Here is a 22,738-nt window from a genome sequence, read left to right on the forward strand (position 1 = left end):
TCGGCAGGGGAATGCGATGTGCGGCATAGCAGGTATCTTTCATCGTGACGGTCGCGCCGCCGACGGTGACGCAGTCGCGGCGATGTCCGCCGCTTTGGTTCATCGTGGGCCCGACGGCGAGGGTACCTGGCTGGAAGGGGCCGTCGGTCTCGCCCATCGCCGGCTCGCCATCCGCGATCTCTCCGATGGCGGACGTCAGCCGATGCTCGATGCCTCCGGCCGTATCGTCGTCACCTACAACGGCGAGATTTACAACGATCAGGAACTGCGACACGAACTCGAGCGATCGTTCGGTTTCCGGTTTCGCAGCAGTTGCGACACCGAAATCCTTCCCTACGCTTATCTCGCCTGGGGCGATGCCATGTTCGAGCGACTCGAAGGCTTTTTCGCCATCGGGCTGTGGGATCGTCAGGAGCGTCGCCTGATCCTCGGGCGCGACGGGATCGGGATCAAGCCGCTGTACTATTCCGAAGGCCGCGACGGCGTCCTGTTCGCGAGCGAGATCAAGGCCATCACCGCGAGTAAAGAGGTCGCCGCGCGGATCGACCCCGTCGCGCTCCACACTTTCCTCGCCGCTGGCCACACCGGCACGCGGCAAAGCCTTTTTCAGGAGATCAGGCACGTTCCGCCCGGCACGATAATCGCTTTCACCGAGCACGCGCGAACCGAACGATGCTTCTGGCGCCCGGTGCGTTCGCCTGCGATCGACGACCTCGATGAAGCCGTTGCCCGGCTGCAATCGACGATCGAGACGGTGGTGAAGAGCCAGATGGTGAGCGATGTCCCTCTCGCGGTGCTTCAGAGCGGCGGCATCGACAGCTCGCTGATCAGCCTGACCCTCGGGCGGCTTGGATTGAAGCCGCCCTTGTTCACGGCCGGCTTTACCGAGAAGAGCCATGACGAAACGGAGGTGGCGCAGCAGATCGCCGCCGCTGCCGGCCTGCCGCTCAACGTCATCGACGGGGAAGCGGGCGAGCGGGCCGAGGCTGCGCTGCGGGCAGTGGTCTATCACTTTGACGGTCAATGCGCCGACACCGGCGCGCTCGGATTCTACCACCTGGCCGGTGCCGTCCGGCGGCATTCCACCGTGGTCCTCTCGGGCGACGGAGGCGACGAGTTCTTCGGCGGATATGAAACCTATGCCGCAACCATGATGGCGGAGGGCGCGCGTCGTCTCGTTCCGCGCAGCGTCGCTGGCCTGACCGGGCGCCTCGCCTATGCGTCCGTTCGTGGCAACGAGAAGCGGCTTCCCGCGACGGCACAACTCGCCCGCTTTGCGCTCGGTCTCGGCGAGGGCGGTTGCAGCCCGCATCTGCAATGGCGGCGGCTCGTTCCCCGATTTCTCGCCGACAGGATCTACGATCGTGCGATGACCGATCTCATACAGACCAACCCCTTCTCGGAATACGCCGAATATTACGCGGAGCCGCACGAGAAGGTGCTCGATCGGGCTCTGATCGCTGACCAGCGCTTCCATCTCCAGAGCGTTCTTGCCAAGGTCGATGCCATGAGTATGGCCCATGGTCTCGAGGTGCGCGTTCCAATCCTCGATCGGCGCGTCATGGACCTCGCCGGCAGCCTCGATGTCTCGCTGCTCAATCCCTGGCCGAAAGGGGCGCCCAAATACGTGTTGCGCAAGCTCGCCGAGCGCCTGGGTATGCAGGGGGCGGCCGCGTGGTCGCGCAAGCGCGGCTTTAACGTACCGATCGCGCAATTGATGAGGCGCGGCGGATTGCGGCCGATCTGCGTTCGGGTGCTCGATCGCGAGGCTGACGTATTTGCCCCCTTTCTCAAGCCCGACGCAATCCGGCGGCTGTGGCACGAGCATCTGGAGCGGAGGAGCGATCATGCGTTCGCGCTCTGGCCGATCCTGACGCTCGGAATCTGGTTGACGGGGCTGGCGGCGCCCGCGCCGCGCCAGGCTAGCTGACCGGGAGCGAACGCGTGCCGGACGTGAAGGATCAGACGATCAGGGATTTCGGGGAGCAATGGACCGCGTTCCGCGACAACCCCGGTTATTATGGGTCGGCGGATCTGCTCGCCGACCTGTTCGGTCCGTTGCTGGCCCTTGACGATGTGAGGGGCAAGCGGATCGCCGACATCGGAAGCGGCACCGGACGCATCGTCAACATGCTGCTCGATGCCGGGGCGGAGCGTGTCGTCGCCGTCGAGCCCTCCGACGCCATGCAGGTGCTGAAGGACAACACCTCGGCGCGCGCCGACCGCATCGATTATCTGCAGGGGCCGGGCGATCGGTTGCCGCCTGATCTCGGGCTCGACTATGTGGTTTCGATGGGGGTGCTGCATCATATCCCCGAGCCGGCGCCGGTGGTCCGCGCGGCATTTGCTGCACTCCGCCCCGGCGGACGCTGCATCGTCTGGCTCTACGGCTATGAAGGCAACCAGGCTTATCTGTCGCTCGCGATTCCGCTGCGCAAGCTCACGATTCTGCTGCCGCACCGGCTGCTCGTGGTGATGTCCCACGGGCTCGAATGGGCACTGACGGCCTATATCGGCCTCTGCCGGATCTTGCCGCTACCGATGCGGTCTTACATGCGTTCGGTGCTGGCGAAGTTTCCGCGCAGCGTCCGCCGCCTGACCATCTACGACCAGCTCAATCCTGCTTACGCGAAATATTACACGCGCGCCGAGGCTGAAGCACTGTTGTCGGATGGCGGATTTGGCGACGTCAGGCTCTACCATCGTCACGGCTATAGCTGGACGGTGTCCGGCACCCGCCCGGCATGATCTGATCTTCCTGAGGGCCGCCGCCTTCGCGCCGCCAGTGCATTTGGAGAATCAATTTGCCTGCTATCGACATCGGAGGTGAGTGGGGGCCAAGTCGGAAGTGGCAGGCGCTCCTCGCATGGGCAAGCCGTCTCACGTGGTTCGGCATCTGGGTCTGGGCGATCGGTCTTGCACTGATGGTTCATCTGGCGTTTCTGGTGGCCTGGCCGGATCATTTCGTCCACGAGGATAGCGATGCCTATCTGGACGAGGCGCAGGCCATTCTGAGCGGCCATTACATCGATAATACCGGAAAGCGGCCGTACGGCCTGGCGGTGTTCCTGGTACTGCTGTCCAAGCTGTTCGGGCCGCATATCGTGGTCTTCGTCATCGTCCAGCATCTGATGAGCATCGGCACGGCTCTTCTCGTCGCCGCGACGGTGCGCTTTGCCGGTGCTCCCCGAATCCTGTCGGTCCTGGCCTTTCTGATCGCCGCGCTCTATGCGCGCACGGTTCACTACGACAACACGATCGGCGCCGAGAGCATCTCGAACTTTCTGGTCAGCCTTGCGGCCTTCCTCGCCGCAGGCATCGCCTTCAGGAAGTGGTCGCCATTCGTCGCTGCAGCGGCGCTCGGGGCAAGTCTGGGAGCCGTCATGACGTGCCGGTCGGCCGCGGTCGGACAAGCTGCGGTCATCCTGCTCTGGTTGGTCGTGGTGCTGGATGCCGGATGGCTGCGCCGACTGAGCGTGGTCGCGCTGGCAGGCGGCCTCGCCACGGCCGTGTACCTGATCCCGACGGCGGTCAATTACGCGATCGGAAAGCGTCCGGCCGGCAACGAAAGCGTGGCGGTGATGGCATTCGTGGTTGGCTATTCCGGCGACTTCGATCACGGGGTCCATCTCGACAGGAAGGCCAAGGCGCGGGCCTTCGTCGAGCGGATGCGGGCGCAGGATACGCCCACCGGCTGGTCCGATATAGTGGTCTATCAATGGCCCTTTGGCGCCCTGGAGGAGCTGAAGAAGCCTGGCGACAGCGCGGAAGAATTCGAGAAGGTGGTTCGCGACATCTTTGTCGAGACGCTGACGACTCCGTCGACGCTGTATCGGCACATCAGCAGGCATTTCCTGCGCGAAATGTACTTCCTGCTGTTTGACGGCAATAGCGCGGCGCGGCGCGCCATCAATCCGCAGGGCTACGAATTCTTCGTGCGCCGAGACGCGTACCCTTTTTTTGGAAGCCCGACCGGGCTCAAATATCGGCGGCTGGTCTACGACTATTACAAGCCTCACTGGCGGCTGGAGCGGTGGCTCTTGCCGACGTCGGATCAGGTGCAGGTGAGGCTGGACTACCTCTTGACGCTCGGCTACCAGCCGCGACCGGATCTGGCCGATCTGTGGTTCGGATTGACCATCTCGAGCGAGTATGATGATTTCCCGGGGCCAATCCGCTGGATCTCCGCGGCGACGCTGATCCTCGCGATTGTCCTGTTGTCAGGTGTCATCGGCGCCCGTATCGGATTTGTGTCGCCGCTGCCCACGAATCTGGTCGCAGGCGGCAGCTTGATGATCCTGCTCGCGCTGGTCAGCGCCGCGTTGCCGTGCTTTCTGATCTATGGGCTCAACCGCTACGCCTACTATGCCGTCCCATTTCTGGGCGGCGCGAGTGCCATTCTGGCGGCGGTTCTGTTTGACCGGATCCGGCTTTTGGTCGCTGGAGCGTGGAAGCATCTGCGAGGCGGCCGGGCGGCCGGGGCGGAGGCATTTGCGCGAAAATAGCATTGCCGTCCCGCGATCCCCTCTGTTGAATTTGTTCCATCGGAGGGGCATGTTTGGGGAATCTTCTTATCGGGAGGCGCGGAACGACAGATGAGAAAGCCGGTCGTCGGCGTGATCGGGAATTCCTATCGCGTCGAGAATCGATTTCAGGTCCAAATGGTTGGCGAGCGAAACCTGCGCGCCGTGGCCGAAGTCTCCGGCGGCCTGCCGCTGATGTTCGCCGGGTCGCCCGATATCACCGATATCCCGGCGCTGCTCGATACCGTGGACGGCATCATCCTGACCGGGGCCCGGGCCAACGTTCACCCGACCCGCTTCAACGTCGATCCCTGCGAAAAGCACGAGCCCTATGACATCCACCGCGACGAAGTGGCTCTGGCCCTTTCGGTTGCCTGCGTCGCCCGCGGCGTCCCGCTGTTCGGCATCTGCCGCGGCCTGCAGGAGATGAACGTCGCCTTCGGCGGCTCGCTGCATCCCGAGATCCGCGAGATTCCCGGCCGCATGAACCACCGCATGCCCCGGCTCGAGAACGGCGAGATCCATCCCGATCCGACCGTGGTGTTCGCCGACCGTCATGACGTGGAGCTGACGCCCGGCGGCGCCTTCGCCAAGATTCTCGGCTGCGAGAAGATCCGGGTCAATTCGCTGCACGGACAGGGCATCCTCGATCCCGGCAAGCGCGTGCTGATCGAAGGCATCGCCGAGGACGGCACCATCGAGGCGATCCGCATCGCGGACGCCCCGAGCTTTGCGCTCGGCGTGCAATGGCACGCGGAGTACGACCCGCAGCACAATCCGATCAACCGCAAGCTGTTCGAGGCCTTTGGCGAGGCGCTGGTGACAAGGCAGAAGGCGGCGGCGTAGCTCACGCTCGTGTCCCGGACAAGCTGCAACCCGGGAGCGATGCGGGCGTAGAGCCGGGAAGCCGGCTTCTGCCACGTTGCACAACTCGGCTTGGACTGAGTAGGGCGGATTAGCCGAAGGCGTAATCCGCCATCTTCTTGACGGGGCAGCTGCAGTGCCAAATTACCGCCGTGCATTTGTTCCGGGTGGCTGCTGGTTCTTCACGGTCAATCTTCTTGACCGTAGGCAGCGGCTGCTCGTCGAGCACATCGCAGCGCTGCGCGCGGCCGTTGCAGCGACGCGTCGGGACTATTCGTTCACGATCGATGCGTTTGTCGTTCTTCCGGACCACCTTCATGCGGTCTGGACGCTTCCCGGCGGCGATACCGACTTTTCGATGCGGTGGAGATTGATCAAAACCCGCTTCGCGAAATCCCTGCCGAAGACAGAACCTTTAACCGCTGTACAGATCGCAAGACGGGAGCGTGGCGTATGGCAGAACCGATTCTGGGAGCACCTCATCCGCGACGAAACCGACTACGCACGCCATGTCGAGTATTGCTACATCAACCCAGTCAAGCACGGATATGTGACCTGCGTGTTGGATTGGCCGCATTCGTCATTTCACCGAGATGTCGAGGCCGGACTGTTTCCGGCGGATTGGGCGGGAGATAGCAACGCGGACGGTAACTTTGGCGAACGTGCGTGAGCGTCGCAAGCAGTCGGCGGATTACGCCTTCGGCTAATCCGCCCTACGAGGACTGGCCATCCAAGGCGCATCTCAAATCTCGGGCCGAATAAACCAATCGGTAGGAATTGCTCCGATGCGATTTTTGCGGCTCTGATTTGTTCTTTGAGAACGAAGTGGAGTCGGATGCAGAACGAAAGCTGACATCAGTGCCAGCTTGCGGAATGCCTTGCGAGCTGCAGAAGGCTTTCACGGCGACGTGGTAGAGTGGAGGCAGATCCCATCTTCGTTGCACCGTTCGAGGGGATGGGACTCACCCTTCCGTCCCGACCATTCGGTCCGACCGAGGAATTGCCATTGTCGCTCATCACGTGCTGCCGACAGGGCACTCGATCACGGAGGACGATATTGGCCTGACGCGCGAATGGTTGAAGCCGCTGCTGGGCCAGGCAGAAGGTCGATAGAGCCACGCCGCGAGCGCGTCGGCAATCCTGCATGGGCATTCCCATTGCGTTGCACAATCGCAATGTTGATCTCCACGCGCAGCATTGAGGTTCATGAGAAGGATACCATATGCTCTGCAAGGGAGCCCGTGCCGTGCAGACCATGAAGGCGGCCCTCGTTGCGGCGATCACCGTCGTGGCTTTGATCTGCTGCCTCCTTCCCAGCTCAGCGGAGGAGAGCCAGCGCGTAGCCCTTGTTGTTTCGATCGACGGGGCAATTGGCCCGGCGTCAGCCAGCTACGTGCGGGAGGCTTTGGCCACGGCGAGCAAACGGCGCGCCGAGGTCGTGCTTCTGAGGATGAACACGCCCGGCGGGCTCAATTCCAGCATGCGCGAGATCATCGCGGATGTGCTCGCCTCGCCGGTCCCTGTCATTGGCTACGTCGCTCCCTCCGGCGCCCACGCGGCGAGTGCGGGGACCTATATCCTTTATGCGACCCACATCGCGGCGATGGCACCAGGTACCAACATCGGTGCGGCGACGCCGGTCCAGATTGGCGGGCCGCTGCCGGGCCTGCCGAGCGGCACACCCGACAAGGATGGCAAAGACAAGAAGGATGAGCCGAAGGACGCGATGACGGCGAAGGCCACGAACGATGCCGTCGCCTTCATCCGAAGCCTCGCCGAGCTGCGCAACCGCAATGCGGAGTGGGCGGAGAGGGCGGTCCGTGAGGCCGCAACACTCTCTGCCAACGGCGCGCTGGAGGCACGTGCCATTGATCTCGTCGCGCGCGATCAGGCTGAATTGCTGCGGCACTTGGACGGCCGTGTGGTGGAGCTCGCAGGCGGCAGGACGCAACGCCTCGCAACAAAGGATGCTGTCGTCGAAGCCATCGAGCCCGGACGGATATCCCGGTTCCTGGCGGTCATCACAAACCCGAACGTGGCGTTCATTCTCCTGATGGTCGGCATCTACGGCCTGATCTTCGAGTTCATGTCTCCCGGAGCCGTCGCCCCGGGAGTCGTCGGCGCGATCTGCCTGCTGATCGGCCTCTATGCGCTCAATTTGCTGCCGATCAACTATGCCGGCCTCGCCCTGATGCTGGTGGGACTCGTGCTTCTCACCGTTGAAGCCTTCAACCCGACCGTGGTGGTCGGCTTCGGCGGGATCATCGCTTTCGTGCTGGGAGCAATGATGCTCTTCAGGAGCGAGGCGCCTGGCTATCAACTGTCCTGGTGGGTGATCGGCACTACTGCGGTCGTGTTCAGCGGCTTTGCTCTGATCGTGCTTGGCTCGCTTCGGCGCGTCCGCAAAGCTCCTGCGCTGGTCGGCGCACAGGCCATGCGCGGCTTGCCCGCCGAGGTTCTCGATTGGAACGGGAACGAAGGTCATGTCTTCGCCCATGGTGAGCGCTGGCAGGCGCGCGGCGCCGAAACCTTTGAGCCCGGAGAGACAGTGGAGGTCGCCAATGTCGTCGACCTGACGCTGCTGATACGCCGCACACCCGCCCGGACAGGCGAGGGAGGTACATCATGATGCTGGAATATTTGACGTATTCGGCGCTTGCGCTGCTTGTCATCGTGTTTCTATCCCAGGCTATTCGAATCCTGCGCGAATACGAGCGCGGCGTCGTCTTCACGCTAGGCCGCTTTACCGGTGTGAAGGGCCCCGGCCTGATACTCCTCATCCCGATCGTGCAGCAACTCGTCAAGGTCGATCTGCGGGTGATGGTGCAGGTGGTGCCGCCGCAGGACGTGATTTCGCGGGACAACGTCTCCGTCAAGGTCAACGCCGTCCTATACTTCCGCATCGTCGACCCCGAGCGCGCCATCATCAAGGTCGGCGACTACATGGCGGCGACCAGCCAGTTGGCCCAGACCACGTTGCGTTCGGTGCTCGGCAAGCATGAGCTCGACGAGATGCTTGCCGAGCGCGACAGATTGAACGCCGATATCCAGGAGATCCTCGACAAGCAGACTGATGTCTGGGGCATCAAGGTCACCGGCATAGAGATCAAGGACGTCGATATCAACGAAACCATGGTTCGCGCGATTGCCAAACAGGCTGAGGCGGAGCGCTTGCGGCGGGCCAAGGTGATCAATGCGATGGGCGAGCAGCAGGCCGCCGAAAAGCTCGTCGAAGCCGGCCGGATCCTGGCGCAGGAGCCTCAGGCAATGCAGCTGCGTTACTTCGCGGCTCTGCACGACATCGCCGGTGAACGCTCGTCAACCGTGGTGTTTCCGCTCCCCACCGGCCTGCTCGACCATTTGATGCCGCGACCTAACAACCCGTAACAGAAAGCGGAGGTGCTGATCGCGAGCGGCGCCACTGCTCCGGCCGAGCCGCAGCGGCGAGGCGGTAGCGGTCGAGACTTCTCAAACGAAAAGGCGCCTCCTTCCGGAAGCGCCTTTTGCCTGTCTCGTCCTGAGCGGGCCGCTCAGCCCGAATAGTACATGTCGAACTCGACCGGGTGCGGGGTCATCTCGAAGCGCTCGACCTCGGTCATCTTCAGCTCGATATAGGCGTCGATGAAGTCGTCGTCGAACACGCCGCCGGCCTTGAGGAAGGCGCGGTCCTTGTCGAGGTTTTCGAGCGCCTCGCGAAGCGAGCCGCACACCGTCGGGATCTGCTTCAGCTCTTCCTTCGGCAGGTCGTAGAGGTCCTTGTCCATCGCCGGACCCGGATCGATCTTGTTCTTGATGCCGTCGAGGCCGGCCATCAGCATCGCGGCGAAGCCGAGATAGGGATTGGCGAGCGGATCGGGGAAGCGCACCTCGACGCGCTTGGCCTTCGGCGAAGCGGTGTAGGGGATGCGGCAGGAGGCCGAGCGGTTGCGCGCGGAATAGGCGAGCAGCACGGGGGCCTCATAGCCCGGGACCAGACGCTTGTAGGAGTTGGTCGACGGGTTGGTGAAGGCGTTGATCGCCTTGGCGTGCTTGATGATGCCGCCGATATAGTGGAGGCAGGTCTCCGACAGGTCGGCGTACTTGTTGCCGGCGAACACCGGCTTGCCGTCCTTCCAAATCGACTGGTGCACGTGCATGCCCGAGCCGTTGTCGCCATAGACCGGCTTCGGCATGAAGGTGGCGGTCTTGCCGTAGATGTGCGCGACCTGGTGGATGCAGTATTTGTAGATCTGGATGTGATCGGCCATCAGCGTCAGCGTGTCGAACTTCATGCCGAGCTCGTGCTGGGCGGAAGCGACCTCGTGGTGATGCTTCTCGACCTTGACGCCCATCTTGGCCATGGCGCCGAGCATTTCCGAGCGCATATCCTGAACGGAGTCCTGCGGCGGAACCGGGAAATAGCCGCCCTTGGTGCGGACGCGGTGGCCGAGATTGCCGCCTTCATATTCGGTGTCGGAGTTGGTCGGCAGCTCCGAGGAGTCGAGGCGGAAACCGGTGCTGTAGGGGGTGGCCGAGAAGCGCACGTCGTCGAACACGAAGAACTCGGCTTCGGGGCCGACGAACACGGCGTCACCCACGCCCATCGACTTCACCATCGCCTCCGCCTTCTTGGCGATGCCGCGGGGGTCGCGATTGTAGGGCTCGCCGGTGGTGGGCTCGAGCACGTCGCACGTGATGACCATGGTGGTCTCGGCGAAGAACGGGTCGATCGTCGCGGTCACCGGATCGGGCATCAGGCACATGTCGGACTCGTTGATCGCCTTCCAGCCGGCGATCGAGGAGCCGTCGAACATCGTCCCTTCGGCGAAGATGTCTTCATCGATCATGCTGACGTCGAACGTGACGTGCTGCCACTTGCCGCGCGGATCGGTGAAGCGCAGGTCGACGTACTTCACGTCGTTGTCCTTGATCGATTTCAGGACGTCTTTGGCGGTCTTCATGCATACCCCTTATGGCTCTGCGGGTCGGTTTCCAGGTGAGCAAGATTGTTCTCGCTTTTGGCGAGTTCGCGCGCGACCGCACAAACGAAATCAGGCCGCCGAAGCAGCCTTATTTCTTGTCAGAGTGTCGCAAAATGCGGGATAGCACCCGGCTCAGATAGCGTCCAGCCCGGATTCGCCGGTTCTGATGCGGATCGCCTCTTCGATGTTGGAGACGAAAATCTTGCCGTCGCCGATGCGGCCGGTCTGCGCGGCGCGGCGGATCGCGTCGATGGCGCGCTCGACGAGATCGTCGCCGATCACGATCTCAATTTTGACCTTCGGCAGGAAGTCGACGATGTATTCTGCGCCGCGGTAAAGTTCGGCGTGACCCTTCTGCCGGCCAAAGCCCTTGGCCTCGGTGACGGTGATGCCCTGGAGACCGACTTCCTGAAGCGCTTCCTTCACCTCGTCGAGCTTGAATGGCTTGATGATGGCTTCGATTTTCTTCACTGCGCGACTCCCGGCCTTTCGATCCAATAGCAACGTCTTCGTCAGGACGCGCATTTCTCAACGCACGATCTTGTCTTCTCTGTGCCGGGATCCCTGACCTGTCCGGCAACAACGGCCGGTCATACCCTTCAAGATGTCAGTGAGCACGACGAACCGAAGCGGCTTCCTCGAAAGCAGGGTCTATGCCAAGTTGCAAATGCCCTGATTATCGGAGCGTTATCAGCCTTTTAACGAGCATCTCTGAGGGTAGTGCCGACTTGCACAAAATACCGAAGACTACGAAATAGGCAAACGGTTCAATATGTGTGCAGATCGACGCTCCCGTCGTCCGATCGGCGCGAAAGATGCCTGTTGAACAGGCGTTTGTACTAGGAAGTGGCATGGAAGTTCTGACCAACGCCGAAATGCAGCGCGCTGACCAGCTCGCCATCGCGGCCGGCACGCCCGGTTTCAAGCTGATGCTGAGCGCCGGCCAGGCGGTCGCCGAGGCCGCCCATGCGTTGGTGGAGGAGGGGCCGATCCTGATCGTGGCCGGACCCGGCAATAATGGCGGGGACGGTTTCGTCGCCGCCGCCGAGCTCGCCGCGCAGGGGCGCGAGGTCTCGGTCATCCTGATGTGCGAGCGCGACCAGCTGCAGGGCGATGCCGCTTCCGCCGCGCGCGGCTGGAAGCATCCGGTGCTGCCCTTCAACCCGCAGGCGATCGGCAGGCCTGCTCTGATCATCGATGCGCTGTTCGGCGCGGGCCTCAGCCGCTCGATCGAGGGCGAGGGGCGGGAGATGATCGAGGCGATCAACGCCAACGGTGCCCCGGTGCTGGCGGTCGATTTGCCGAGCGGCATCAACGGCACCAGCGCGGCCGTGATGGGCGTGGCGGTGAACGCCACCGAGACCGTCACCTTCTTCCGCAAGAAACCGGCGCATCTGCTCTTGCCCGGGCGCAAGCATTGCGGCCGCGTGCGCGTTGCCGACATCGGCATCGATGCGCAGGTGCTGGAGGAGATCGCGCCGCAGACCTTCGAAAACGATCCGGATGTCTGGGGTGCCGCCTTTCCGGTCCCGCGCATCGACGGCCACAAATACGCGCGCGGTCACGTGCTCGCGGTCTCTGGCGACGCAGCCGCGACCGGCGCGGCGCGGCTCGCGGCGCGCGGCGCGTTACGGGCCGGTGCCGGGCTGGTGACGCTCGCCACACCGCGCGATGCGCTCGCGATCAATGCAAGTGCGCTGACAGCGGTGATGGTGCGCCCCGTAGATACCGTGGTCGAGTTCGGCGAGCTGCTCGGCGACAAGCGCTACAACACCTGCATCATCGGTCCCGCCGCCGGCGTCGGCGAACGCACCTGTGACATGGTCCACACCGCGCTTGCGGCACAACGGCATCTGGTGCTGGACGCGGATGCGCTGACCAGCTTCGCGGCAACGCCAGAGCACCTGTTTGAAGCAATCAAATCCTCGCACGACAACGCGGTGGTGCTGACTCCGCACGAAGGCGAGTTTCCGCGCCTGTTCTCCGACCTCAGCAACAAGCATCCCGGCCGCTCCAAGCTCGAGCGCGTCCGCGCCGCCGCCGAGCGCTGCGGCGCCGTCGTGCTGCTGAAGGGCCCGGACACCACAATCGCCGGCCCCGACGGCCGCGCCACCATCGCCGCCAACGCGCCGCCCTGGCTCGCCACGGCCGGCGCCGGCGACGTGCTGTCCGGGATCATCGCGGGGCTGCTGGCGCAGGGCGTGCCGGCGTTCGAGGCCGCCAGCATCGGCGTCTGGATGCACGGCGAGGCGGCGAGCGAAGCCGGGCCGGGCCTGATCGCGGAGGATCTGACCGAGACGCTGCCGGCCGTGCACCGGCGGATCTATGATGCGCTTGGGGTGGAGTACTGAACGTTCACTCCACCCCATACCACCGCACCAGGCGCGGCGCGGCCCAGTCGGTCGCGACGGATTCGATCAGCCAGCGTCCGGCCGAGGTCGCGGCGAAGGCGATGCGCTGGGTCTGGCCGGGCTCGATCGCGAGCGTGTCGAGCCAGTAGGGCTTCCAGCCGTCGTCGAGCTTGTCGAGCAGCCGGAAATGGTGGCCGTGCAGGTGAAACACGGTGGTGATCGGGGCAGGGTTCTGCAGGGCCAGCACGACGGTGCGGCCGGTCTTGGCGCGGAAGGCGGGGGCGGAGGCGGTGGAGAAGGTTGCCGGCCGAACCCAGCCGGAATCGGCTGCTCCGAGCGCGACATCGAACCGCAGGGCGCCTCTCAGATCGAGCTTCTCGGGGAGATCATTCGATGGGAGCGGCTGGGGCGGTGGCAGCGGAGCACGCTCCAGCTTCCCGGAGACGGTCAGATTTCCGACCCGGCGCGCCTCCTTGCCATCATGCAGCAGAAATGGGGCCGAGGCGGCCGCATCCACGTAGACGTCGGCCCGTGCACCCGGGGCCAGCACCAACGCGCCGTTGCGCGCGGGAAACGGCTCGCCCGGCTGGCTGTCCAGAGCCATCACGTTGACCTCGTGGTTTTCTAATTTGATTGCGAGAACAGTGCGTTGGGAGCCGTTGATAAAGCGCAGCCGCAGCCGCTCGCCCGCCGAAGCTGAGAGTTCGAATGAGGTCTTGCCGTTGATTGTGTAAAGCGGCGTCGTGTCCTTGGGATCTTGGCCCGGCGGGACTGCGGTGCCATCCGGCCGCAGGCGCCATTCCTCGATAAATAGGACCACGTCGCGATCGACGGGAGCGCGACTGGGCTCGGCCACGATGATCGGAAGCGCGCGTGCGGGCTGCTTCAGGCCGCCTTCGAAGAGGCGGAAGTCGGCCAGCAATGTCCCTGCGTTAGGTGCTGAAATAATTGATGTTTCCGTCGTATCCGGTGCTGCCGGGGTGCGGCCGCGGAGCGGGTCGGCCGCCATCGGCGCGTGAAGGCCGTACCAGACTGGCGCAAGCGGCACAGGCAGGTTGTTGCTGAAGACCACCTGGCAGCGGTCGAAGCGCTTGAGACGCACGTCCCCGATATGGCTTACGGCGGCCAGCTCCCAGATCGGTGTAGCCGACTGACCCGGTCTCAGGGACAGCGTTGCCGACCTCGCCTGAAGCGCGAGCTGGGCCGTCACGGAGGGGCCTGCGCCGCCAGCGATCAGCCCGGCTGCCGAGGCCCCCAAGCCGGCCAAAACCTCGCGCCGATGTAGAGCATGGATCCGCATTGTCATGGCACGATCCGGACCACGCCGGGCTGGATAAGTCCAGCCGCAGTGCCTACTTGAAGCCTGCCTCCATCAGGCCATTTTTTTGCTGCGAACAGTCAGGCACATGCTATAAGCCCGGCCGCCCGCGGCATCGCGGCCGGTCTTGATGCAAATTCACGCGGGCGTGGCGGAACTGGTAGACGCGCTGGATTTAGGTTCCAGTGACGAAAGTTGTGGGGGTTCGAGTCCCTCCGCCCGCACCAAGCGCTTATCGCGTTTGCACGGATTACGAGGCCTGCTTCCGCGCGGATGATCGTCCGCAGGAAGCGGGTCCGATGAACCACCGGCGTGGAGGCGTTTGCCTCGCGCCGGATCGATTAACGACAGCGTCCCGACGCGCGACGTGCCGGGGCCGAACGAAAAGAAGATTGGACGCCATGCAGGTCACAGAAACCCTCTCGGAAGGTTTGAAGCACGAGTTCAAGATCAGCGTTCCCGCGTCTGATCTCGACGCCAAGGCCGGCGCCAAGCTCGTCGACCTCAAGGACAAGGTCCGCATCAATGGCTTCCGTCCGGGCAAGGTGCCGGTCTCGCACCTGAAGAAGGTCTATGGCCGCTCGGTCATGGCCGAGACCATCGACCAGACCATCCGCGACACCAACACGCAGCTGTTCTCCGAGCGCGGCTTCCGTCTCGCGACCGAGCCGAAAATCACCATGCCGACGGAGCAGAAGGACGTCGAGGAGCTGCTCAGCGGCAAGACGGATCTGACCTACACGGTTGCCATCGAGGTGGTGCCGGCGATCGCGCTCGCCGACTTCAAGAGCTTCCAGGTCGAGAAGCCCGTTGCCGAGGTCACCGACGCAGACGTCGACGAGGCGATCAAGCGCATCGCCGATTCCAACCGCACCTATGCCGCCAAGGGCGAGGGCGCCAAGGCGGAGCAGGGCGACCGCGTTACCATCAACTTCAAGGGCACCATCAACGGCGAAGTCTTCGAGGGCGGCACCGGCGAGGGTATCCAGGTGGCGATCGGCTCCAACACCTTCATCCCGGGCTTCGAGGAGCAGCTGATCGGGATCGGTGCGGGTGAGACGCGCACGCTGAAAGTGTCGTTCCCGAAGAACTACATGAACGACAAGCTCGCCGGTCAGCCGGCGGAGTTTGAGACCACCGCGACGCTGATCGAGGCGCCGCAGGACCTTGCGATCGACGACGAGTTCGCCAAGTCGCTCGGCCTGGAATCGCTGGAAAAGCTGAAGGAGGCCGCACGCGAGCGGCTGACCGCCGAGTTCGCCACCGCAACGCGCCAGCGCGTCAAGCGCGCGCTGCTCGACCGCCTCGACGAGGCGCATCGCTTCGAGGCGCCGCCCTCGCTGGTGGACGAGGAGTTCAGCCTGATGTGGAACTCGGTCAAGGCCGAGATGGACTCCGCCGGCAAGACCTTTGCCGACGAGGACACCACCGAGGAGAAGGCGAAGGAGGAGTATCGCAAGATCGCCGATCGTCGCGTACGGCTCGGCCTGGTGCTCTCCGAGATCGGCGAGAAGAACAAGATCACCGTGACCGACGACGAGGTCGGCCGCGCCGTGATCGAGCGCGCGCGCTCGATGCCCGGCCGCGAAAAGGAGGTCTGGGACTTTTACCGCAACAACGCCCAGGCGCTGGCCCAGCTTCGTGCGCCGATCTACGAGGACAAGGTGGTCGACTTCATCCTCGAGCTCGCCCACGTGACCGAGAAGAAGGTCTCGCGCGAGGACCTCTACAAGGACGAGGACGCGGAAAAGACCGCAGCCTGAACGATTTGGGGCAGCCATCTATTAATGATGATCGACGAAGAGGCCCAGCTAGCCAGGTGGCCGGCTGGGCCTCTTTGTGCGAATCAGCTTCAACTGCCCCTACGGATTAAGCCTTAATGCGCTGCGCACTTGTCAGAAGCGAAATGGGCTATATCTGTCGCTACGCCTTCTACTTCGTACCCAAGTTCCTGCATCACGGGACGTCCATTCGCCTCTCGGCCAGTCCAGCCAAACTGGCAAACCTGCCCGGCGATGTCCGTCTCCGAAACCCTAGGTGACTCATGCGCGATCCGGTTGAAACCTACATGAACCTCGTGCCCATGGTGGTCGAGCAGACCAACCGTGGCGAGCGCGCCTACGACATTTTCTCGCGCCTCTTGAAGGAGCGCATCATCTTCGTGACCGGCCCGGTCGAGGACGGCATGTCGACGCTGATCGTCGCGCAGCTCTTGTTCCTCGAGGCGGAAAATCCGAAGAAGGAAATCTCGATGTACATCAACTCGCCGGGCGGCGTGGTGACGTCGGGCCTTGCGATCTACGATACCATGCAGTTCATTCGCCCGCCGGTCTCGACCCTGTGCACCGGTCAGGCGGCTTCGATGGGCTCGCTGCTGCTCGCCGCCGGCGAGAAGGACATGCGCTTCTCGCTGCCGAACGCGCGCATCATGGTGCACCAGCCCTCCGGCGGCTTCCAGGGCCAGGCCACCGACATCATGCTGCACGCCCAGGAAATCCTGAACCTGAAGAAGCGGCTCAACGAGATCTACGTCAAGCACACCGGCCAGACCTACAAGTCGATCGAGGACGCGTTGGAACGCGACAAGTTCCTGACCGCGAACGACGCCAAGGAGTTCGGCCTGGTCGACAAGGTGATCGACAAGCGCGCCGAGGAGCCGGCGCCGGCGAAAGCCCCGTAGCACTACTGGGGCTCACGACAATCCCTCGGTTTGCCGTGGATCCGTCAGGGCGGCGTTCACGTTAGGTGCGCGTGCGCGCGGCGCAAAACGCGGTTTTGCGCTCTGCGACAAGCAGAAAGTTCCGCTTTCGTGCTTGTTTTTCGTGGTAATCCAGCAACGCCGGGGTGTTTTCGATCACTTCGCCCGTGCCAAGACCGGAAATCACGGTATTGTCACGGGTAGCCGGCGACCCCCGATTAGCGAATTCTTGATAGTCGGGTGACAGCATGGTTGGCTACGATTGATCGGCTATGATCGCGGGAGAATCGAACGACCGTGATTCGCACGGGATGTAGTAAAGCGTAGGGTCTTTTTTGGTACGGAATTTGCTCTACTTAAGCTTCATGCCGACTGTCGTGTCGGAATGGAGCGATCGAGCGGAACGGGATCGAACCGCGGACGGAGACATGAATGAGTAAGGTCGGCACGAGCGACTCCAAGAACACGCTATATTGCTCGTTCTGCGGCAAGAGCCAGCACGAAGTCCGCAAACTGATCGCGGGTCCCACGGTCTTCATCTGCGACGAGTGCGTCGAGCTCTGCATGGACATCATCCGCGAGGAGAACAAGTCCTCGCTGGTCAAGTCGCGCGACGGTATTCCGACGCCGAAGGAAATCTGCAAGGTGCTGGACGATTACGTGATCGGTCAGAGCCATGCGAAGAAAGTCCTCTCCGTCGCGGTGCACAATCACTACAAGCGCCTCAACCATCAGACCAAGCACAACGACGTCGAGCTCGCGAAGTCGAACATCCTGCTGATCGGTCCGACCGGCTCGGGCAAGACGCTGCTCGCGCAGACGCTCGCCCGCATCCTGGACGTGCCGTTCACGATGGCCGATGCGACCACGCTGACCGAAGCCGGCTATGTCGGTGAGGACGTCGAGAACATCATCCTGAAGCTGCTCCAGGCCGCCGACTACAACGTCGAGCGCGCCCAGCGCGGCATCGTCTACATCGACGAAATCGACAAGATCAGCCGCAAGTCCGACAACCCCTCGATCACGCGTGATGTGTCGGGTGAGGGCGTGCAGCAGGCGTTGCTCAAGATCATGGAAGGCACGGTGGCTTCGGTCCCGCCGCAGGGCGGCCGCAAGCATCCGCAGCAGGAGTTCCTGCAGGTGGATACCACCAACATCCTGTTCATCTGCGGCGGCGCCTTCGCCGGCCTCGAGAAGATCATCTCGGCGCGCGGTCGGTCGACCTCGATCGGATTCGGCGCCCAGGTGCTCGCGCCGGAGGATCGCCGGACCGGCGAGATCTTCCGTCACGTCGAGCCTGAGGACCTCCTGAAGTACGGCCTCATCCCCGAGTTCGTCGGTCGTCTGCCCGTCGTGGCGACGCTCGAGGACCTCGATGAGACCTCGCTGAAGAAGATCCTGACCGAGCCGAAGAACGCGCTGGTGAAACAGTACCAGCGGCTGTTCGAGATGGAGAACATCGAGCTGACCTTTGCTGACGAGGCGCTTGGCGCGGTCGCCCGCAAGGCGATCGAGCGCAAGACCGGCGCGCGAGGCCTGCGTTCGATCCTCGAGGCGATCCTGCTCGAGACCATGTTCGATCTGCCGGGCCTGGAAGGTGTGGAAGAAGTTGTGATTTCCCGCGAAGTCGTGGAAGGCACGGCGCGTCCGCTCTACATCTATGCCGATCGATCCGATCGCGCCGTCGAGAACGCCAGCGCCTGATCTGACGGCGCTGGAACGCTCCAATCGTCTCCTCAAACTGGGCTGTGGAACTGGTATTTCCGCAGCCGATGTTGCGTCGCTTACTGCGCGCGTAAGCGCCTGATGGCGCGCGTCTTTCGATGACTTGACACCCCCCGGGTCGATAGCCACCTAATGTCGGCGGCGAGCGAAAATTCTCTTCAAGATTCGCCTCAGTTCCGTTCCGGCGAGCCGGTCCAACTTGTAGAGGACCGACCGGTTCTGCGGATCACCTCGGCACCTTGTGGCGGTTGCGCATGATCGGCGGGCTGCGTGCAAGGGGGCAAAGCAAAAGGAAAAGGCCATGACTAATCCAAAACCCCGGCCAACCATCGTTCACGGCGAAGCGCACGCCTATCCCGTGCTGCCGCTGCGCGACATCGTCGTCTTCCCGCACATGATCGTTCCGCTCTTCGTCGGTCGCGAGAAGTCGATCCGCGCGCTCGAAGAGGTGATGAAGAACGACGCGCTGATCATGCTCGCGACGCAGAAGAACGCGTCCGACGATGATCCGGCGCCCGATGCGATTTACGAGACCGGGACGCTTGCCAGCGTGCTGCAGCTCCTGAAGCTCCCCGACGGCACCGTGAAGGTGCTGGTCGAAGGGCTCGAGCGTGCGCGCGTGGCGAAGTACACCGATCGCGCCGACTATTATGAGGCGACCGCCGTCGCGCTCGCCGACACCGATGCGAAATCGGTCGAGGCGGAAGCGCTGGCGCGCTCGGTCGTGTCCGATTTCGAGAGCTACGTGAAGCTCAACAAGAAGATCTCGGCCGAGGTCGTCGGCGTCGTGCAGGCGATCACCGATTTCGCCAAGCTCGCCGACACGGTTGCCTCGCATCTCGCGGTCAAGATCGCCGATCGCCAGGGTATCCTGGAGACGCTGTCCGTCACCACGCGCCTGGAGAAGGTGCTGGGCCTGATGGAGAGCGAGATCTCGGTGCTGCAGGTCGAGAAGCGGATTCGTTCTCGTGTCAAGCGGCAAATGGAGAAGACCCAGCGCGAGTATTACCTCAACGAGCAGATGAAGGCGATCCAGAAGGAACTCGGCGACGACGACGGTCGCGACGAGCTCGCCGATCTCGAAGAGAAGATCTCCAAGACCAAACTCTCCAAGGAAGCGCGCGAGAAGGCGCAGCATGAATTGAAGAAGCTGCGCCAGATGTCGCCAATGTCCGCGGAGGCGACCGTCGTGCGCAACTATCTGGATTGGCTGCTGTCGATCCCGTGGAACAAGAAGTCCAAGGTGAAGAAGGACCTGGAGCAGGCGCAAGCCATCCTGGACTCCGATCACTACGGCCTTGAGAAGGTCAAGGAGCGTATCGTCGAGTACCTCGCGGTGCAGTCGCGCGCCAACAAGCTGACCGGGCCGATCCTGTGCCTGGTCGGGCCTCCAGGCGTCGGCAAGACCTCGCTCGGCAAGTCGATCGCGAAGGCGACGGGGCGCGAATTCGTGCGCGTCTCGCTCGGCGGCGTGCGCGACGAGGCCGAGATCCGCGGTCACCGCCGCACCTATATCGGCTCGATGCCCGGCAAAATCATCCAGTCGATGCGCAAGGCGAAGTCGTCCAATCCGCTGTTCCTGCTGGACGAGATCGACAAGATGGGCGCCGATTTCCGCGGCGATCCGTCGTCGGCACTGCTCGAGGTGCTCGATCCCGAGCAGAACGGGACCTTCAACGACCATTATCTCGAGGTCGACTACGATCTGTCCAACGTGATGTTCATCACCACCGCGAATACGCTCAATATTCCGGGGCCGCTGATGGACCGCATGGAGATCATCCGGATCGCGGGCTACACCGAGAACGAAAAGGTCGAGATCTCGCGCAAGCACTTGATCCCGAACGCGGTCTCGAAGCACGGCCTGGACTCCAAGGAGTTCTCGATCGACGACGAGGCGCTGCTGCTTCTGATCCGCCGCTACACCCGCGAAGCGGGCGTGCGCAATCTGGAGCGTGAGCTCTCCACACTGGCCCGCAAGGCGGTGAAGGAGCTGATGATCTCCAAGAAGAAGTCGGTCAAGGTCACCGAGAAGACTCTGGAAGAGCTGCTCGGCGTGCCGAAGTACCGCTTCGGCGAGATCGAGAGCGAGCCGCAGGTCGGCATCGTCACCGGCCTTGCCTGGACCGATGTCGGCGGCGAGCTGCTGACGATCGAAGGCGTCATGATGCCCGGCAAGGGCAAGATGACGGTCACGGGCAATCTGCGCGACGTCATGAAGGAGTCGATCTCCGCGGCGGCGTCCTACGTCCGCTCGCGCGCGATCAACTACGGCGTCGAGCCGCCGCTGTTCGACAAGCGCGACATCCACGTGCACGTGCCGGAGGGTGCGACGCCGAAGGATGGCCCGTCCGCGGGCGTTGCGATGGCCACGGCGATCATCTCGGTCATGACCGGCATCCCGGTCCGCCATGATGTCGCGATGACCGGCGAGATCACGCTGCGCGGCCGCGTGCTGCCGATCGGCGGCCTCAAGGAGAAGCTGCTGGCCGCGGCCCGCGGCGGCATCAAGACGGTGCTGATCCCCGAGGACAACGCCAAGGATCTCACGGAGATTTCCGATGCGATCAAGGGCGGCATGGAGATCATCCCGGTCTCGCGCCTCGACGACGTCGTCGCCAAGGCGCTGGTGAAGAAGCCGGTGCCGATCGTCTGGGAAGAGGACACCAAGGTGACGGTGAAGCCGGACGGCGATGAGGCTGCGGGCGGCCTGACCGCTCACTGAGGTTCAACGCAAATGATAAAACGGCGCCTTCGGGCGCCGTTTTTGTTTTGGAGCTGGTGATGCGGATCGACGGACAATGCCATTGCGGGAAGATCACCTATGAGGCCGAGGTCGATCCGGAGGCGGTGTCGGTCTGCCACTGCACGGATTGCCAGACCCTGACCGGCTCGCCGTTCCGGGTGACCGCGGTCTGTTCGGGCGCAGACGTCCGCCTGACGCGCGGCGCGCCCAAGATCTACGGCAAGCGCGGCGACAACGGCCGGATGCGCTTTCAGCATTTTTGCGGCGACTGCGGTTCCCCGCTGTTCACCAGCGGCGAGGGCGATCAGGCCGACGATTGGGGCATTCGTTGGGGCTCGATCCGCCAGCGTAGTCAGCTGCGGCCCGTTCGGCAGATCTGGTGCCAGTCGGCGGCGGTGTGGATCGACGCCGTGCCGCTGCTGCCGGGGCGGCCGCAGGATTGAGGTCGGGCTTGCCCAGCGAGGGCGGGTAGGGATAAAGAGGCGGCACGGGGCGGTTAGCTCAGCTGGTTAGAGCATCTCGTTTACACCGAGAGGGTCCGCGGTTCGAATCCGTGACCGCCCACCATTCCTAAAAGACCCACCATTCCTAAAAGACATGTCGGCTTGGCGATCTACTCGCCCGCTGGATTGCGGCAGAGCTGAACGCTGGTGGCAATGCGCGCAGATGGGACTCGCTGCGCGCACCTGCCGCGCTCGTCCGATCTCCACCCCTCAAGCCCTGCGTTGTACGGTCACGTCAACGGCTTTGCCGTTTCCTTCACCGCCTGCGCTGTCGTTGCCATGCCGGCGGCATAGGCAGCTCCTGCGCCGAGGAGAAGCGAGCAGAAGCTTGCAAACATCACGTATGAGAAGTGTTTGCGGGCCTCGTCGAGCTGGGCCGGCGTCGCCGGCCGAGCCGTCGCACCGACCGTGTCTCGACCCGTATTGTTCGTCCAATAGGCGATACGGGCGCTCGCTGTATATGACGGGCCTACAAGGTTGCTGGCGATGCTGGTCGCAGCCGCCGGCATCATCGCTGCCGCAGCCACCACGACGACGGTTGCGACCGCCCAGGCGGCAAGTGCGTGGCCGACGCGGCCGAGTCCGGACTGATCCGGCGAGTTGGCTGCCGCAACGGCACCGCCAACAAAGGCAGCAATGATTCCCGACACCGCCCACCACACGAATGCGGCCCAGCTAGCGCCAGCGGGTGCCGTCGAGGCTGTGGGAATGTCGATTGCGAGCAGACCGATGCCGAGACCGAGCATGGTCAGCAAGATTTGGACGACCAACGATGCGAACATGCCAGCCAGTACGGCCGACCAGGTCCAGCCAAAGAAGGGGTTGGGTATTGCACGTGTCACCATGGCGAGATCCTCCACGAACTTCCATTTCCCGTTCCAACGCGCCCTTAAATCTTCCGTTCCTGGATCGGGAACTCCCGCGGGCTTCGTGGCTTGGTTTACGGCAAAGCTAAAAGAGGCCGGACACCATGACACTTGGTCGAGGCGCCCTATTGTGGCTGCTAGGAATTCCGCTCCCGGTTATCCTGCTGCTTGCGCTGTTCTGGC

General features: G+C 63.3%; 18 protein-coding genes and 2 tRNA genes. 15 read left to right on the plus strand and 5 right to left on the minus strand.

Annotated features, from left to right (window positions below; all coding sequences use genetic code 11):
• Positions 1–16 precede the first annotated feature (16 nt).
• The 7 genes from asnB to HZZ16_RS17700 all read left to right on the plus strand — a co-directional run bounded on the left by asnB (position 17) and on the right by HZZ16_RS17700 (position 8,774).
• Entirely contained in the window at positions 17–1,930 is a 1,914-nt protein-coding gene (gene asnB / locus HZZ16_RS17670) for an asparagine synthase (glutamine-hydrolyzing) (RefSeq protein WP_197949979.1), read from the plus strand.
• 14 nt (positions 1,931–1,944) lie between these two features.
• A complete protein-coding gene (locus HZZ16_RS17675) occupies positions 1,945–2,748 on the plus strand; it encodes a class I SAM-dependent methyltransferase (protein ID WP_311974193.1) in 804 nt (267 codons plus the stop codon).
• A gap of 356 nt (positions 2,749–3,104) precedes the next feature.
• On the plus strand, positions 3,105–4,505 hold the full coding sequence (locus HZZ16_RS17680) for a hypothetical protein (protein ID WP_197949981.1): 1,401 nt from the start codon (positions 3,105–3,107) through the stop codon (positions 4,503–4,505).
• 90 nt (positions 4,506–4,595) lie between these two features.
• Positions 4,596–5,369: a gamma-glutamyl-gamma-aminobutyrate hydrolase family protein gene (locus tag HZZ16_RS17685; protein ID WP_197949983.1), complete on the plus strand. Its 774-nt coding sequence runs from the start codon at positions 4,596–4,598 to the stop codon at positions 5,367–5,369.
• Between the two features lie 154 nt (positions 5,370–5,523).
• Positions 5,524–6,057: an REP-associated tyrosine transposase gene (locus HZZ16_RS17690; protein ID WP_197949985.1), complete on the plus strand. Its 534-nt coding sequence runs from the start codon at positions 5,524–5,526 to the stop codon at positions 6,055–6,057.
• A gap of 576 nt (positions 6,058–6,633) precedes the next feature.
• A complete protein-coding gene (locus tag HZZ16_RS17695) occupies positions 6,634–8,016 on the plus strand; it encodes an NfeD family protein (RefSeq protein ID WP_197949987.1) in 1,383 nt (460 codons plus the stop codon).
• Complete coding sequence (locus tag HZZ16_RS17700) at positions 8,013–8,774, plus strand: slipin family protein (protein WP_197949989.1); 762 nt, start codon at positions 8,013–8,015, stop codon at positions 8,772–8,774. The genes HZZ16_RS17695 and HZZ16_RS17700 overlap by 4 nt, the downstream gene beginning before the upstream one ends.
• Before the next feature lie 143 nt (positions 8,775–8,917).
• Here the strand turns inward: HZZ16_RS17700 and glnA are convergent, their stop codons facing one another.
• Positions 8,918–10,327 (minus strand): type I glutamate--ammonia ligase, encoded by a 1,410-nt coding sequence (glnA, locus tag HZZ16_RS17705; RefSeq protein WP_197949991.1) that lies wholly within the window; start codon positions 10,325–10,327, stop codon positions 8,918–8,920.
• Between the two features lie 153 nt (positions 10,328–10,480).
• Positions 10,481–10,819, minus strand: coding sequence for a P-II family nitrogen regulator (locus HZZ16_RS17710; RefSeq protein WP_007603495.1), 339 nt, complete (start codon positions 10,817–10,819; stop codon positions 10,481–10,483).
• A 380-nt stretch (positions 10,820–11,199) separates the two neighbouring features.
• Between HZZ16_RS17710 and HZZ16_RS17715 the strand changes: the two genes are divergently transcribed.
• Positions 11,200–12,699 carry an NAD(P)H-hydrate dehydratase gene (locus HZZ16_RS17715; protein WP_197949993.1) on the plus strand — a complete coding sequence of 500 codons (1,500 nt, stop codon included), beginning with the start codon at positions 11,200–11,202 and terminating at the stop codon, positions 12,697–12,699.
• A gap of 4 nt (positions 12,700–12,703) precedes the next feature.
• Here the strand turns inward: HZZ16_RS17715 and HZZ16_RS17720 are convergent, their stop codons facing one another.
• On the minus strand, positions 12,704–14,005 hold the full coding sequence (locus tag HZZ16_RS17720; RefSeq protein WP_197949995.1) for a multicopper oxidase family protein: 1,302 nt from the start codon (positions 14,003–14,005) through the stop codon (positions 12,704–12,706).
• 154 nt (positions 14,006–14,159) lie between these two features.
• On the opposite strand from HZZ16_RS17720, the gene HZZ16_RS17725 reads away from it, so the two are divergent.
• The 3 genes from HZZ16_RS17725 (at position 14,160) to HZZ16_RS17735 (ending at position 16,697) form a co-directional block, all read left to right on the plus strand.
• Positions 14,160–14,244: transfer RNA gene (locus HZZ16_RS17725), tRNA-Leu, on the plus strand.
• A 174-nt stretch (positions 14,245–14,418) separates the two neighbouring features.
• The gene (gene tig / locus HZZ16_RS17730) at positions 14,419–15,780 is read left to right on the plus strand and encodes a trigger factor (RefSeq protein WP_197949997.1); all 1,362 of its coding nucleotides are present in this window, start codon (positions 14,419–14,421) and stop codon (positions 15,778–15,780) included.
• A gap of 281 nt (positions 15,781–16,061) precedes the next feature.
• Positions 16,062–16,697, plus strand: coding sequence for an ATP-dependent Clp protease proteolytic subunit (locus HZZ16_RS17735; protein ID WP_027559514.1), 636 nt, complete (start codon positions 16,062–16,064; stop codon positions 16,695–16,697).
• A gap of 61 nt (positions 16,698–16,758) precedes the next feature.
• On the opposite strand, the gene HZZ16_RS17740 is transcribed toward HZZ16_RS17735, so the two are convergent.
• The gene (locus HZZ16_RS17740) at positions 16,759–16,965 is read right to left on the minus strand and encodes a hypothetical protein (RefSeq protein ID WP_197949999.1); all 207 of its coding nucleotides are present in this window, start codon (positions 16,963–16,965) and stop codon (positions 16,759–16,761) included.
• Positions 16,966–17,147: 182 nt separating this feature from the next.
• On the opposite strand from HZZ16_RS17740, the gene clpX reads away from it, so the two are divergent.
• From clpX to HZZ16_RS17760, 4 genes are all read left to right on the plus strand, one after another.
• Positions 17,148–18,419, plus strand: coding sequence for an ATP-dependent Clp protease ATP-binding subunit ClpX (clpX, locus tag HZZ16_RS17745; RefSeq protein ID WP_008547851.1), 1,272 nt, complete (start codon positions 17,148–17,150; stop codon positions 18,417–18,419).
• A 322-nt stretch (positions 18,420–18,741) separates the two neighbouring features.
• Complete coding sequence (gene lon / locus HZZ16_RS17750; protein WP_172783507.1) at positions 18,742–21,165, plus strand: endopeptidase La; 2,424 nt, start codon at positions 18,742–18,744, stop codon at positions 21,163–21,165.
• Between the two features lie 59 nt (positions 21,166–21,224).
• Positions 21,225–21,629 carry a GFA family protein gene (locus tag HZZ16_RS17755; protein ID WP_197950001.1) on the plus strand — a complete coding sequence of 135 codons (405 nt, stop codon included), beginning with the start codon at positions 21,225–21,227 and terminating at the stop codon, positions 21,627–21,629.
• Positions 21,630–21,676: 47 nt separating this feature from the next.
• Positions 21,677–21,753: transfer RNA gene (locus HZZ16_RS17760), tRNA-Val, on the plus strand.
• A 166-nt stretch (positions 21,754–21,919) separates the two neighbouring features.
• Here HZZ16_RS17760 and HZZ16_RS17765 read toward each other — a convergent pair.
• Positions 21,920–22,534 (minus strand): hypothetical protein, encoded by a 615-nt coding sequence (locus tag HZZ16_RS17765; protein WP_197950003.1) that lies wholly within the window; start codon positions 22,532–22,534, stop codon positions 21,920–21,922.
• Positions 22,535–22,738 lie beyond the last annotated feature (204 nt).

The sequence above is a fragment of the Bradyrhizobium glycinis genome (genome assembly GCF_016031655.1).
Taxonomy (GTDB): domain Bacteria; phylum Pseudomonadota; class Alphaproteobacteria; order Rhizobiales; family Xanthobacteraceae; genus Bradyrhizobium; species Bradyrhizobium glycinis.